This is a genomic window from Bacillus sp. OV166 (assembly GCF_900177675.1).
GTDB lineage: Bacteria > Bacillota > Bacilli > Bacillales > Cytobacillaceae > Neobacillus.
Genome location: NZ_FXWM01000001.1, coordinates 1,047,642 through 1,062,010 on the forward strand (window position 1 = coordinate 1,047,642; position 14,369 = coordinate 1,062,010).

The following is a 14,369-nucleotide window of genomic DNA, read 5'->3' on the forward strand; positions in this document are numbered from 1 at the left end:
ACATTGAGCTAATTCAATGATAGCCCTTTTTGGAATCAACTACACTGTTTAAATAATTTTTATACTTTTTTTAGAATTGGTTTAGAAGGGGTTTATAATTCGCGGTTATGATAAATAACAGAAGACAGGTAATTTCTGTTCGAAAAAAAACAGCGTTAAGGAGATTTGCTCATGTCTATTAAGACGAGACTACTGCTATCCTATATGGCCATGACCTTTATTCCTATCGTGTTGTTCGCCTTAATTGCAACTACGCTTGTTTCAGCTTTTTATAAAGATATGGCAGGAACTGGGGATGGAAAGGGAATGCCGGCCTTTTGGGAAACGGCCAATCAACGCCGAGCCCTGATTGCAGGCGTGAAGTTTATGACACAAACAGACCCTGACCGCTTCAACGACAAAGAGTTCCTGAAAAGCACGGACGAACAATTGAATCGTGTTCATTCAGGACTCGTGATAATGGAAAATAATCGAACTAGCTTCACTTCCCCTTTCGTGAACCGCCTTGATCTAAATATTACTGAGATTAAGGAGACGCAAAGGGGACAGACTCATGGCCGATGGGGAAAAAGTCGTTTTTCAGTGGAAAAGTACGATATCACTCTTAGCGATGACACTACAGGTACGGTATATATATTTTCTGATTTATATCCTTTTTTCAAGGAAGCAAGAAAGTTTTTCCCGCTGCTGGTATTGTCGCTGCTACTTGTTATTGGCCTTACGAATGGTATTCTTACCTATTTAGTTTCCCGAAGTTTTATCAAACCTTTGTACAAGCTAAAACATGCTGCGGAACAAATTAAAAAAGGGATCCTTGCTTATGAGGTGAAGTTGGACCGCAGAGATGAATTCGGAGAATTGGGGGCTTCCTTTGATGAAATGCGCGCCCGCTTGAACGAATCGATCCATCTTCAGCTACAGTATGAAGAGAACCGGAAAGAACTAATTTCAAACATTTCACATGATCTGAAAACGCCGATTACCGGAATTAAAGCGTGCGTTCAAGGCATTCAAGATGGAATCGCAGATACGGTTCCGAAGAGGGATAAATATATAAATATGATCGCGAAAAAAGCGGACGATATGGATCAATTGATAGACGAATTGATGTTGTATTCTAAGCTTGATCTAAAACGACTGCCATTTGCTTTGAAACCTCTGGACATTCGTGGGTATTTGCGGAATTATATAGAAGAATTACGTCTCGACCCGCGAATGGAGAATATTAAGATTACGTTCTCTTCCGTCAGCGACAGACCGTTTCTCGTTATGGGAGACCATGAAAAGCTGAGTAGGGTAATGATGAATATAATCGACAACAGCTTAAAATATATGAACAGCGAGCAAAAGGAAATCAGGGTGGAATTGTTCGACGACGAAGCAAAAGCAACAGTACACATCCGGGATAACGGACCGGGAATTGACAGCGAGGAACTACTCCATATTTTCAAACGTTTTTACCGGGCAGAACCTTCGAGAAATACAGAATCGGGAGGCACAGGCCTTGGTCTCGCTATTGTCAAACAGATGGTCGAAGGACAAGGTGGAACCGTTTTGGCTGAAAGTCAATTAGGGGAAGGGACCAGCATTTATTTTACATTACCAAAGATCAATCATAAGGGTGAGGACGAGTGAAACGAATTTTAATCATCGAGGACGATCAGGTTATTGTGGAAGTGGAAAAAGATTATTTAGAAGCAAGCGGCTATGAGGTAGAAATCGCCATTAGCGGAGAGGTGGGTCTGAAAAAGGCCTTGGAGGAGGAATATGATTTGATCATTCTCGACCTCATGCTTCCCAATATAAATGGATTTGAAATCTGCAGGCACGTCCGACAAGCGAAAAACATCCCAATTTTAATGGTTTCCGCCAAGAGGGAAGAAATTGATAAAATACGCGGGCTTGGCCTCGGGGCAGATGATTATGTGACCAAGCCCTTCAGTGTCGGCGAGCTGGTGGCAAGGGTCAAGGCACATCTGGCACGTTATGACCGGTTAATGACAGATAACTTCGCGAGACAAAAAGACGAAATAACGATTCGAGGAATTCGTATTGATAAGTTATCTCGAAAAGTGTTCGTGAATGAAACCGAAATTCCCTTTACCTCAAAAGAGTTTGATTTATTACTATTTTTGGCCATCCATCCTAATCAGGTGTTCAGCAAAGACGAGCTGTTTGAAAAGATCTGGGGATTGGATTCCATCGGGGACAATGCCACGGTGACTGTTTTTATTGGAAAATTACGTGAAAAAATTGAAACGAACCCGTCAAAGCCACAATATATTGAGACGATTTGGGGTGTCGGGTATCGGTTTAATGTATAACAAGGGGGGAAAGGTATGAGGAAATTGAATCTTACCCAGAGAAGATGGCTGATTATCTTACACTTATTATTTGCAGCAATCATGTTCGGGGTGGCCATTGTTTTTTTATTTCTGAGTATAACTGCGGCTAACACGACCGATGCTGGTGTGCTCAAGGCGTGTTATATAAGTATGCATATGCTAGCCCAGACATCGGTTCGTGCATCCACGATTGGTACGGTGGTAACGGGGATTTTACTATCTGTATTGACGCAATGGGGCTTGTTCAAATTTTACTGGATTATCGTCAAAGAAGGTTTGACAGTCCTCTCAATTTTATTGGGTCCTTTCGCAATGTATACCTTAACGCTAAAAGCGGTAACGTTGACAACTAGTGGAGGGCTAAACGCACTTACGGATCCATCGTTCACAGTAAACAAATGGCAGCTATGGATCGGAATTATCCTTCAGATTATTTCGCTTGGTGCGATGTTCGTGATTTCTGTGTTTAAACCATGGGGACAGCGAAAACAGAAAAAAGCATCGTACCTTGCTTGAAGATGAAGGGGAGAAGAGACATGAATAAGGAATTAGGAAAAAAAAGGGAACAGCAGAAGAGATTCGGTTGAAGAGTCTGGAGTGTGTAAGAAGTGAAACCTAAAAAAAGTTGGTGGATTTTATTTATTATCTCATTAGGAGTCATCATTCCTTTTGTGGTTCCTTATTTAACACTAAATCCCGCCAATAGCCGAATATCTATCACATCGGCTGGCATGCAATTTCCATTATTAATTGCACATATTGTAACGGCATGTTTGGCACTACTATCCGGTTTTTTCCAATTCGTAGAACATTTTCGAATCAAAACACCAAAAGTCCATCGCTTTCTTGGCAGAGTGTATGTAGGCAGTGTCTTAATAAGCGGTGGGCTTGGTCTAGTATATGTTTCGTATATTGAAAATTTTTCGAAAGCCACTTCTTTTCTTGTATTGTCACTTATCTGGCTTTTTACCTGTTGGAAAGGATATCGTACTGCAGTAAGAAAACAATTTGCAGATCATCGCAAATGGATGATTCGAAGCTTTGGTGTCACGTTAGTGGCAGTAAGCGGCCGAATAGTGGTGCCATTTTTGCTATTAACATATTACACCTTAAATAACTTCTCCCTTCCCGGAGGAAGAGAGAAAATGATTGAAGAAGTTCTGAATGTAAATATATGGGTCGGATTGATCATCAATTTCATTGTCGTTGAGTGGTCAATCCTTCGTAAAGGCGTAGAGGAGTAAAGGTGTCAGGCACCATGTGAAAAATTCACATGGTGCCTGACACCTTTCTTTAATCACCTATCTTGAAGAGAAAAATCGGAAAAAAATCATAAATCTCAATAAAATACACAGCAAAATCTTGTTTCTTATCAATTTTTTATAAAAGAGTATGAAGTAAGATGAAGTCATACGAAATCAAGGAGGAATAAGAAAATGTCTAAAGCAGTTTTTCAATTAGAACCGTTAACTTGCCCATCATGTATTAAAAAGATAGAAACAACGCTCAACAAAATGAATGGAGTAGAATCTACTAAAGTGCTATTTAATACAAGTAAGGTAAAAGTAGAATTTGATGAGGTGCACGTGAAAGCAGATCAAATCAAAGAAACCATGAAAAAATTAGGATACCCGGTTCTATCATCAAAAGTATCTTAAAAATAGTTTACTAGCCCCTCTCCCCCAAGGATATAAAAGAGACTTATCCCTGTTTGTTAGGATCATTCCTGACTTGGGATAAGTCTTTTTTAGTTAGAAAAGAGTGTACTTGATTCCGTTCAATTACTTTTGTCCAAGTTCTCTTAAAGATAAGGATTATAAAGGTAGCAGGGAGAGGAAATTATTTGATTTATAGCGGATTCCTTGAGATAAAAGGGATGGGATACCAAGATCGATGCGGCATTATATTGTAAAATTACGAGAAAAATAGACCTGAAAAAAATTGTAAATTTTCCAATTATTGATTGACAGGGTAAATCCAAGGATGTTAATATCGTATTAAGTAATCAGATGAGTATTGTCGGAATTAAAAATGGTGGATCGAAATGCATTTGCACTTGTTAATAAAATAAACATAGTTAGCCAGTCAACTGGAGACACAAATTCAAGTGTCTTCTTTTTGTTTATAAAAATTCATACACTAGTCGACTATTCGGATAGAGACCTCTCGCACCCCTGAGAAGTCTCTTTTTTTATCTAAATTAAAGGAGCTGATTCTATGGAGACAATTAGTGAGTCAGATGAAAGCTGGAACTTACGAAAGTGGAAAAATCATTTGGTAAAAAAGATTTTAATTTGAATGATTGGATTGCTAAGTAAACTTTTCTCTAAAGCAAATAAAGGAGAGGATTTCATGGAAAATATACTTCGGAATGCTGTGGAACAAAGAAGGAAAACATTAATTAACATTCTGCTTACCTTTAAAATCTTTGATAGTGAGGAACAGCTTTTGAAGTTACCTTTAACCGATTTAGAAAATGAATACAAAAGATTAAAGTCGAATTGTCATCCTCATAGTGATACAGGCTCGATTCAATGGAAAAATAAAATATAAACTTAGGGCGAACAGTGACATTCACTGTTCGCCTATTTACTTACTTTTAATAAAATTTGTTGTTTGTATGTGAAACAAAGCCAGTTATTTGCTAAGCATTCCACAGCCTAGGAAATGGCTATTTTTTTTCAATAATCTCTGCATATTTGCAGGCACCAAAGGAAACTTAAACGTATACCTTCTAAGGATACGGTTGTATCACACGCAGATACTGAATCCAAACATACGAAATGTGCTAACGATAGGTAGTAACTAGACATTGAAATGAAAGTGCGTGATTTGTTAGAATAATTTAGAACTTTATAAACCTATTTTTAAAAGGAGATACATCGATGACAAACGAAGATTATGAATTAAATTTAGTAAATAAAGCGATTGAGAATGCTCCTACTTGGTTAAATGATGACCTTGAAAGTATAGCAAAAAAGGAGAAAACCAAACTCAGAATAAGCTTTGTGATTTCTGAACTTTATTCGAGATATACATTTAGCTATCGGCATATTACCGCATCTATGAATCATAGTTCAGAATGGTCCACTACTGCCCGAGAAAGATTGAACTTCATTGATAACAATATTGACTTGATTCAGTATATGATCAAGAGAATGGAAGAATAAATAATAAGCTGGTATCCTTTATAACTAGGAAAAACCAGCTTTTTTGATATAAAATGTATTTTTGACAGAACACCGTCTATCATCGGATCACAATAAACGGTCTCATCATCTCATAATCCTCGTGCTCCAAGATATGACAGTGCCAAACATACAACCCTGTAAAAGGGCCAAACTTCATGATAATTCGAGTGACTTGGTTAGGATTAGCTTGAACGGTATCCTTCCAGCCTCGTTCTTGTGGTTCGGGAGGGATCGCCGGACCCATATAATCGATGATTTTCTCCTTTTTATACTTTTCTACATCAAAATCTCTACGGTCTAAGATTTGAAAATCAACTAAGTGTAGATGAATTGGGTGGGAATCCTTCGTTAAGCTAATAATATACCATATTTCAGTGGAGCCCAATTTTGGATTTTCAGTGATTGGGGCATCCCACTGTTTATTATCCAACAGCATCCATTCCCGACCAAACGGGTCCATATTGTCATTTAAAGTTAAGTATCGTGAATTGGAAGCTGATTGTTCATTCATTTTGGGAATATGCATCATATACGCCGGTATAACACTAGTATCAACACTGGCCAAGGGAAGAGTCACTCGAAACTGCATCACTGTGCCTGTATTATCATCCGGTGGATTTCCGGTTGGAAAAGGAGCAGGAGCATCGTTTTTCATGATAATATTTTTACCCTCAAGATTGGTAAAATCAATGATGACATCTGCTCGTTCTGCAGGTGCTAACATGATTTCTTTTACACCTATCGGGTGCTGCATAAGTCCTCCATCAGTCGCAATTTGATACATCAGCTGTCCTGAATCAAGCTTAATCCTAAAGAAACGAGAGTTGGCTGCGTTTAGCAGCCTCAATCTGTATTTACGCGGTTCCACTTTTAAATAGGGATATACTTTGCCATTCACCAAGACGGTATCCCCAAAAAATTCTGGAACGATCGATGTTTCTAATTCGGGGACGGGTTTTTCTGGCTGTTTCGGGTAATAAAGTGAACCATCTTTATGAAAAGTCTTGTCTTGTATAATAAGAGGAATATCATATTTCCCACTCGGTAAATTCAATAACCGTTCGCGTTGATCTCTAATGAGAAAAAATCCGGCCAATCCAGCATAGACATTAAGCCTCGTGATACCAAGGGCATGGTCATGATACCAGAGGGTGCATGCTTGTTCGCAATTATCATATCGATAGACTTGTTTACTAAAATAGGGACCGACCTGTTTGAATCCGTTTGTAAACCAAGCCTCCGGGTAGCCATCACTTTCCCATTCCACACAAGCACCGTGAACGTGTACCACCGTTCGTACTTCCGGTACATCCAAATGGGCCCCGTGCACCGTATGGTCAACAGGTAAGAGATGCTTATCTGGAAGATTGTTGATCCATTTGATATACGCTTTTTCTCCGCTTTCAACTTCAATCGTAGGTCCTGGATAGCTGCCTTCGTACCCCCAAACAGTTGTATCATTTAACTCGCGATGGAGTGATTGCTTAAATTCGGTCATATTCACTTCATAATAAGTATATAAATGATCTTTCCATCGAGGTTTTAAAATCGGGGGAATAGGGAGTTCATCTACAAATTTAGAGAGAATCATAGTTCCGCTCCTTTATATCCAGCTAAAAATTATTACCTTCTTTTTAAAAGGTTATAAATAGTACAAGCCTTTTATGACAAATCCAAAGGGTGGGGCTCTCGACTATAACCTTCAAAGTTGTTTTGATATATACGGTTATTTCAGCTGTTACTGTAATAACCCACGACAAGATTATCGATTATTCATTTCTAGCTCCACAAGGCAGGGAATATAGCCTTGTGGAGATTGTTAAGATTAATACAGGAGTGTACGGTAAGAGGCGTCCTTCTCTGTTTAAACACTCAAAGGGTGATTTCTTTTACATAATTGAACTAAATGATGGTACAAAGATTGATTTGACTCAAGTGGGTGGAGTAAAAAATGATGAAGATGAGCGTTTTGTCATTGAAAAACTAGATATTCAATTAGTAAACATGGGTATCCCGAAACAATGAATACAGTAAGAAAGGCTTAGCTAAGGTCTATACTGATAAAATACGAAACATATTGGAAAATATGAAATAAAATAAAGATCAAGGATTCGCTCATTGAAACACCATATTCGCCCATTAAGGTTCAAAATCCGCCCATAAAAACCCGGAATTCACCCATATATCTCAAAAATTCGCCCATTGAAAGAATAGTAGGCAATAATTATGGCGAACAGTGCTTGGCACTGTTCGCCAGTTTTATTTTGAATTCTTCGGGCGGAGAATCCCACCCGACAATTCTATGACAAAGATTCACTTTCTAAAGAGACAGATTCCACTTTTGTTGTGGGCATTTTAACATTGCCCGCCACAATTCCGCCTAAAATAAGGATAACTCCTAGCCATTGTGACAAGCTTACGTTTTCAGCTAAGACGAGCGATGACAAGATAACCGCAACCGGAAGTTCTGAGGCTGTTAATATCGTTCCAAGTCCTGGGCCGATATGCTTCATTCCAATAGAAAATAAGAGCGGTGGCAAGGCTACGCCAAATAGCCCAAGGAACAATCCATACGGTGCTACTCCCATTAAAACTGGTAAATGGAATAAATCCGTTGGCGTAAAAAATAAAAAAACAGTGATCAATCCGCCAGTGGAAAGTAGAGCACTTTTCTGCACAGGTGGTGTATCTTTTTCCACGGAGCCGCTAAGAAAGATGAGAGCGGTATACGTTAATGCGGAAAGCAGACCCCAAACTGTCCCTTGCCATGATATTTCAACGCCGCCTTCTGCAATAATACCAGCAGCTAGAATGGAGCCAATGATTAAAATACCAATCGAAACCATTTTCCCGTTGCTTGGTGTTTTTTTATAAACCATCCACTCAATAAAAGTGCCAATCCATACAAATTGAAATAAAAAGATGATCGCAAGTGAAGCATCCAGGGTTTGCAATGACTGATAATAAAATACACCTGTTAAACCAACTGGAATTCCTGATAAAAGTAATTTACCTATTTTAGGTAGAGTAAGTTTTTTCTTTTTCGAAAAAAGAGCGACCCCCCAGATTAGCAAGGTCCCAAGTAAGTATTGACTTCCTGTTACCTGTGTCACGGTGAAACCAGCCGAGTAAGCAAGCTTTACAAAGGTCGATAATACTCCGTAACAGCAGCCTCCTAAAAAAACAATTAGTGCATATTGCCAAGTTTTCATTTTTCCTACTCCTTTCATTCCATAAAAAAAGCCACACAGCTCTCATATGAAAGCTGTGTGGCGAAAATAGAGATATCTCTAGAAAAGTCCACAAACAAATGAATTTTGTTATTTAATTTGACTTTGTTACTTTAAAACAATTGAAAAAGAATGTCAATCATTTTTGCCTCAAAATAGAGCTTCAATTGGAGGATAGGTGTCTGACCCTTGTAAATTAATTCACAATGGTTAGGCGCCTTTTTTGTTTAATTTCTACACGGTTTTCCGTGTGACAGTATACTGTCATTTTTAATCACTAATTTGACAATGAACTTTCATAATGCTATATTTTGATTGACATGAAAATTTAAATTCAAATAATAGCCTATAAAAAAACTAAACAAGAGTAGCGGGGGCAAACATGGAAACGCGGCCAATCAATGGACCAAAACCTTCAATCTTAATGGAACAAAACAAACATAATTTTACGAAGTCGGAGAACAAAATTTACGAGTATATTCTAGCAAACTCTAAAATGGTCCTATATCAATCATTAACGGAATTTTCGGAAGCAAGCGGGGTGGCAGAAGCTACCGTGCTGCGTTTTTTCCGGAAATTAGGATATAAAGGCTTCCAAGATTTTAAATTTTTGTTTGCCCAAGAAGTGGCCGCTGAATCACATCAGCAGCATGAGGAAACTTATATGGAAAGGATTCGTTCCAATATGTTTCAGGCGATTGATGATACGTATGATATTTTAGATGCCCAAGCGCTCGAAGGATGTATCGATGCCATCGACCGATCCCAAGATGTAGTTATTTTTGGGATTGGTTCATCCGGGATTGCGGGTTTTGATATGCAAAACCGGTTAATACGGATTGGCAAAAATGTCAGTGTTATTACCGACCCCCACTTCCAAGTGATGCGAGCCTCCTCACTAAACGAAAAATCGGTTGTTGTTGCTATTAGTCTGACTGGGAGCACTAAAGACATTGTTGATGCTGTTAAAATCGCAAAGGAAAAGATGGCAACTGTTATAGCATTGACAAACTATGTAAAATCACCTTTAACAAAATATGCTGACTTTATTTTACTTTCTGCTGCTAAAGAAAACCCATTAGATAGTGGGTCTTTGGTATCGAAAATTACCCAGCTTTTTCTAATTGATTTAATTTGTACTGGACTTACGATGAAAAACTATCCGGAAGCGAAAAAAGTAAAAATGGAAATCACCGAAAATATTGCAAGCAAGCTCTATTAATCCTATCCTCATTTGGAATGAAAGGATGAATCCAATTGAATTCAATTTTAATAAAAAATGCTGCTATTTATACCGAGGAAGAAATTATTGAAAAAGGATACTTGTTGATAAATGAGGGGAGTATCGCCGGTATTTTTACATATGAACCTGAGGAGTTGCCTGAATATATAACGGTAATAGATGGGACAAACTTACTTGCTGTACCTGGCTTTATCGATGGTCACATCCATGGTGCAAATGGAGCGGATGTCATGGACGCAACAGAGGAAGCGATAGAGACGATGGCATCTTTTTTACCGAGGGAAGGGACCACCAGTTTCTTAGCTACGACAATCACGCAAGCGCAAGGAAACATAGAGAAAGCTTTAGATAATCTTGCAGCATATCAAAATAAACCGGGACAGGCGGAAATGATCGGTGTTCACCTTGAAGGACCATTTGTAGAAAAGCAGCGGGCAGGTGCCCAGCCACAGCAATATATTATCGAGCCTGATCTCGATTTATTTAAAAAATGGCAGTCTTTGTCAGGCAATCAGATTAAAACAATTACGATGGCACCCGAGCATGATCCAGATGGGGACTTTATAAAAGAATTAGCGGCATTCGGAGTTAATGTATCAGCTGGACATACAGATGCGAATTTTGCTGGAATGAAAAATGCTGTTTGCCATGGGGTTCGTCAAGTTACACATTTGTGCAATGCAATGTCAGGTATTCATCATCGGGATATTGGCGTCGTGGGTGCTGCATTTCAATTACCCGCATTAAGAGGCGAACTGATCTCAGACGGAATTCACGTTTCCCAAGAGATGATGCAGTTGATTTTCCATCATATGGGAAGTAAACGATTGATAATGATTACCGATTCGATGCGTGCGAAGGGTCTATCTCCAGGTAATTATGAACTTGGTGGACAGCCTGTGACAGTTTCCGAGGATCGTGCGATTTTAGCGGATGGAACATTAGCTGGGAGTATTCTTAAAATGAATGAAGGTGCCAAGCGGATGCTGAATCTCCAGGGGGTAGCGATTCCTGATATTATTGAAATGGCTTCCATGAATCCAGCAAAACAAATAGGGATTTTTAATCGAAAAGGAAGCATTTCCATCGGAAAAGATGCGGATGTTTTATTGGTGAACAATGAAATGAATATCGAATACACCATTTGCCGTGGTGTAATTGCATACAAAGGGTGATAGATTTGCAAATTATTAAAGTAAAAGATTATGAAGAGATGAGCAAAAAGGCTTGTTCATTTATTGTAGAAAGAATGAAACAACATGAACATATAGTGCTAGGTATGGCGACCGGATCAACGCCAGAAGGGCTTTATAAACATTTAATTGAAACATATCGTAAGAGAGAAGCATCCTTTAAACATGCGACAACTTTTAATCTCGATGAATATGTGGGGATTGACTCCAAGAATCCAAATAGCTATCACTTCTATATGAAGGACAAACTATTTAGGCATATTGATCTTTTACCTGAAAACGCTCATGTACCTTACGGGAGTGCTGCCGATTTGCAGAAGGCATGCGAAGAATATGAAAAGCGAATCCGTGCAGCTGGCCAAATTGATATCCAAGTGTTAGGCCTCGGATTAAACGGACATATCGGGTTTAATGAGCCAGGAACAACTTTTTCCAGCCGAACACATTTAGTTAATTTAGAGGAATCAACTCGTCGGGCCAATGCCCGATTCTTTTCAAGCCTAAATGAGGTTCCAACCAAAGCAATTACGATGGGGATTGAAACGATTATGGAAAGCAAATTAATCTTGTTGCTTGTTTCTGGAGAAAAGAAAGCCGTGCCATTGGCTAGGCTGTTGGACGGGGACGTCTTAGAGGATTTTCCAGCATCAATTTTACAGAGGCATCCTAATGTTGTCATTGTGGCAGATGAAGCCGCACTGAGTAATAAGGAGTATCGGTATGAAAATAGAATTTGTCTTACAAAGTGAGCATGGCCTGAGGTCCCAACAAGAATTAAACTCCTCCTTCCTCGTTTCGGAGGAAATTTTCTTCTATTATATTCAATAAGGAGGAAATTATTTTCGAAACTATTTTTGTCTGCTATGTTTAATTTGAAAACGAATTCGTTAAAAGGGGTGAATGAATGATGATTATGGATCACATCAGTAATTACAATGTTTACAAAGGGGTAAATGAAAAGGTTGGTCAAGCAATTGCCTATATTCTAAACACAGATTTCGAAATTATGCAGACAGGTATGCATAGAGTGGATGGAGACAATCTTTTCTTCAATTTAATTGAATATAATACCAAAAATGCAAATGAACGTTTCTGGGAATCGCACAAAAAATATATCGATATTCATTATATATTAGAAGGGAAGGAATACATCGGTCATGAGCTATTTGAACGAATGAAGATAAAAGAGGATTATAATGAGGAGGATGATTATTTTCTATTAGAAGGCAGCCTGCAGTCAAAGGTAAAACTTGAGCAGGGGGAATTTCTAATTTGCAATCCTCAAGATGTTCATATGACTGGAATTATGGTAGATAGTCCTGAAAAGGTTAGAAAAGTTGTCTTTAAAGTAAAACTATAGGGAGTGATACCCTTGATGATGAAAGAAAATATAACTACAGATGTACTTGTTGTGGGCAGTGGTATCGCAGGATTAAAGGTCAGTATCGAGCTGGCCAAAGCAGGTAAAACCGTGATAATGTCGACAAAAACGCAGTTATGTTCAGGCTCAAGCTTCTATCCTTTGAAAGCCTCTTTGGGAACACAGGTAACGAAAGATGATTCGGATAGAGAAGTTTTTTTACAGGATATCGAATCTGTTAGTCATCATATGCATGATAAGGAAATGGCGCAAATCTATGTGAAAGAGATTCGCGACCGCGTTGAGGAGTTTGCGGAAATCGGGATTGAGCCATATAAACTTCCTGAAAGCCGAAAGGCATGTTTTGCGGAACATGACAGAACGATCTATATGTTAAGAGACTGGGATAAAATTCGTGAAAATGTTAAGGGAATATTCAAGAACTACTCAAATATTTCTCTTATGGAAAGATCTTCCGTTATCTCGTTAATAAAAAAGGACGGGAAGATTACTGGTGCTTTCCTGTTGGACAAGCATAATAATTTGATGTTGATACAGTGTAAAGCTGTGGTTCTCGCTACAGGAGGATTCGGTAATATTTATAAGCATAACTTGAATCCGAATGACGTCGATGGGTCTGGGCATATTCTCGCACTTGAAGCAGGTGCAAGTCTTGTAAATATGGAATTCATTCAATTTATTCCGGGTTTTACAACTCCAAAGTACAAAACCTTATGGGGTGAACACACCCTGAATTATTGTGAGGATTTTGTGGATGAGAATGGAAAAAGCATCTTAGACGCAGTGCTCCCAGAAGGACTGTCGAAGGAGGAATGTCTCGATAAACGCAGCACACATGGGCCGTTTACGAACTCTTTACCATCTAAATATTTTGATATTGCCATGATGACAGAAATTATCAGAACAAAAAGTGAAGCTGGATTTGAGCTTATTTATGATCAGGCAATTTATGAGGATCAACGTGATTTTTATACAATTTATTTAGATTGGCTGCAAGAGCGTGGCGTCAATCTTGTGACCGACCGAGTTAAAATCGCTCCATTCGCCCATGCGAGTAACGGTGGTGTGAAGGTAGACAGCTTTGGCAGGACACAGGTTGAAGGACTTTATGCGATCGGTGAGCTGGCCGGAGGAATTGAAGGAGCCAACCGACTTGGCGGAAATTCGACGGGGTCTTGTATGGTATTTGGAAAAAGAGCAGCCGAGAATTGTCTTGATTATATAAATCGTCAAGAAAATTCCCCATTCAATACCCAGGAAGCGGTCAGACAATTTAACCAAAAAATTCAATCCTTTTCGGCAAAACCTGGCATCTTCACGCCAAATGATGTGATGGATAAGATTCGCGAAATCATGTGGTTTAACGGAAATGTCATTAGAGATGAAAAAAATCTCCAATCAAGCATCCATAAAATAGAAGAATTGAAGTCGTCCTTTGATTTAAGTCTTTTTGTCAATCATAAAACAGAACGTAAAAGTGCGTTTAAAGCGAGGAATTTTCTCATCCTTTCAGACCTGCTCTTGAAGGCCATGCTGGAAAGACGAGAAAGCAGGGGCGCCCATTATCGAGAAGATTACCCCTATGAAAATGAAAATTATAATCGTAGATTGTTGATTTCTTTAAAGGATCATGAGGTGAAGCTTAAATTTCAGTCATGATATTTTTTTGATTAGAAATGTTGGATATTTTTTTCAAAAATATAAATTATGAAGAAAATTATTTACAGAATTCATAGTATGTGATATATTAATCATGTAAACGCTAACACTAAATAGATTTCAGGTG

15 protein-coding genes are annotated in these 14,369 nt (G+C 38.6%); 13 read left to right on the forward strand and 2 right to left on the reverse strand.

The window, feature by feature from the left end:
* Window positions 1-171 precede the first annotated feature (171 nt).
* The 7 genes from CCK98_RS04885 to CCK98_RS04915 all read left to right on the forward strand — a co-directional run bounded on the left by CCK98_RS04885 (window position 172) and on the right by CCK98_RS04915 (window position 5,515).
* On the forward strand, window positions 172-1,635 hold the full coding sequence (locus CCK98_RS04885) for a cell wall metabolism sensor histidine kinase WalK (RefSeq protein ID WP_088085542.1): 1,464 nt from the start codon (window positions 172-174) through the stop codon (window positions 1,633-1,635).
* Entirely contained in the window at window positions 1,632-2,324 is a 693-nt protein-coding gene (locus tag CCK98_RS04890; protein ID WP_088085543.1) for a response regulator transcription factor, read from the forward strand. The genes CCK98_RS04885 and CCK98_RS04890 overlap by 4 nt, the downstream gene beginning before the upstream one ends.
* A gap of 15 nt (window positions 2,325-2,339) precedes the next feature.
* Window positions 2,340-2,861: a hypothetical protein gene (locus tag CCK98_RS04895; protein ID WP_088085544.1), complete on the forward strand. Its 522-nt coding sequence runs from the start codon at window positions 2,340-2,342 to the stop codon at window positions 2,859-2,861.
* 92 nt (window positions 2,862-2,953) lie between these two features.
* Window positions 2,954-3,589 carry a DUF2306 domain-containing protein gene (locus CCK98_RS04900; protein WP_088085545.1) on the forward strand — a complete coding sequence of 212 codons (636 nt, stop codon included), beginning with the start codon at window positions 2,954-2,956 and terminating at the stop codon, window positions 3,587-3,589.
* Window positions 3,590-3,781: 192 nt separating this feature from the next.
* Complete coding sequence (locus tag CCK98_RS04905; RefSeq protein WP_088085546.1) at window positions 3,782-4,003, forward strand: heavy-metal-associated domain-containing protein; 222 nt, start codon at window positions 3,782-3,784, stop codon at window positions 4,001-4,003.
* A 694-nt stretch (window positions 4,004-4,697) separates the two neighbouring features.
* Window positions 4,698-4,898, forward strand: a complete 201-nt coding sequence (gene fbpA, locus CCK98_RS04910; protein ID WP_142292131.1) for a Fur-regulated basic protein FbpA — start codon at window positions 4,698-4,700, stop codon at window positions 4,896-4,898.
* Between the two features lie 332 nt (window positions 4,899-5,230).
* Entirely contained in the window at window positions 5,231-5,515 is a 285-nt protein-coding gene (locus CCK98_RS04915) for a hypothetical protein (protein ID WP_088085548.1), read from the forward strand.
* Window positions 5,516-5,594: 79 nt separating this feature from the next.
* Here CCK98_RS04915 and CCK98_RS04920 read toward each other — a convergent pair whose 3' ends face one another.
* On the reverse strand, window positions 5,595-7,127 hold the full coding sequence (locus tag CCK98_RS04920) for a multicopper oxidase family protein (RefSeq protein WP_088085549.1): 1,533 nt from the start codon (window positions 7,125-7,127) through the stop codon (window positions 5,595-5,597).
* 218 nt (window positions 7,128-7,345) lie between these two features.
* On the opposite strand from CCK98_RS04920, the gene CCK98_RS04925 reads away from it, so the two are divergent.
* Entirely contained in the window at window positions 7,346-7,561 is a 216-nt protein-coding gene (locus CCK98_RS04925; protein ID WP_142292132.1) for a hypothetical protein, read from the forward strand.
* A 275-nt stretch (window positions 7,562-7,836) separates the two neighbouring features.
* On the opposite strand, the gene CCK98_RS04930 is transcribed toward CCK98_RS04925, so the two are convergent.
* Entirely contained in the window at window positions 7,837-8,748 is a 912-nt protein-coding gene (locus tag CCK98_RS04930; protein ID WP_088085551.1) for a DMT family transporter, read from the reverse strand.
* A gap of 400 nt (window positions 8,749-9,148) precedes the next feature.
* On the opposite strand from CCK98_RS04930, the gene CCK98_RS04935 reads away from it, so the two are divergent.
* From CCK98_RS04935 to CCK98_RS04955, 5 genes are all read left to right on the forward strand, one after another.
* Window positions 9,149-9,988 carry a MurR/RpiR family transcriptional regulator gene (locus CCK98_RS04935; protein ID WP_088085552.1) on the forward strand — a complete coding sequence of 280 codons (840 nt, stop codon included), beginning with the start codon at window positions 9,149-9,151 and terminating at the stop codon, window positions 9,986-9,988.
* A 35-nt stretch (window positions 9,989-10,023) separates the two neighbouring features.
* Complete coding sequence (gene nagA / locus CCK98_RS04940; RefSeq protein WP_088085553.1) at window positions 10,024-11,184, forward strand: N-acetylglucosamine-6-phosphate deacetylase; 1,161 nt, start codon at window positions 10,024-10,026, stop codon at window positions 11,182-11,184.
* Window positions 11,185-11,189: 5 nt separating this feature from the next.
* The gene (gene nagB, locus CCK98_RS04945; RefSeq protein ID WP_088085554.1) at window positions 11,190-11,951 is read left to right on the forward strand and encodes a glucosamine-6-phosphate deaminase; all 762 of its coding nucleotides are present in this window, start codon (window positions 11,190-11,192) and stop codon (window positions 11,949-11,951) included.
* 155 nt (window positions 11,952-12,106) lie between these two features.
* A complete protein-coding gene (locus CCK98_RS04950) occupies window positions 12,107-12,562 on the forward strand; it encodes a YhcH/YjgK/YiaL family protein (protein WP_088085555.1) in 456 nt (151 codons plus the stop codon).
* 15 nt (window positions 12,563-12,577) lie between these two features.
* Window positions 12,578-14,242 (forward strand): FAD-binding protein, encoded by a 1,665-nt coding sequence (locus tag CCK98_RS04955; RefSeq protein ID WP_088085556.1) that lies wholly within the window; start codon window positions 12,578-12,580, stop codon window positions 14,240-14,242.
* The last annotated feature ends 127 nt before the right edge of the window (window positions 14,243-14,369 follow it).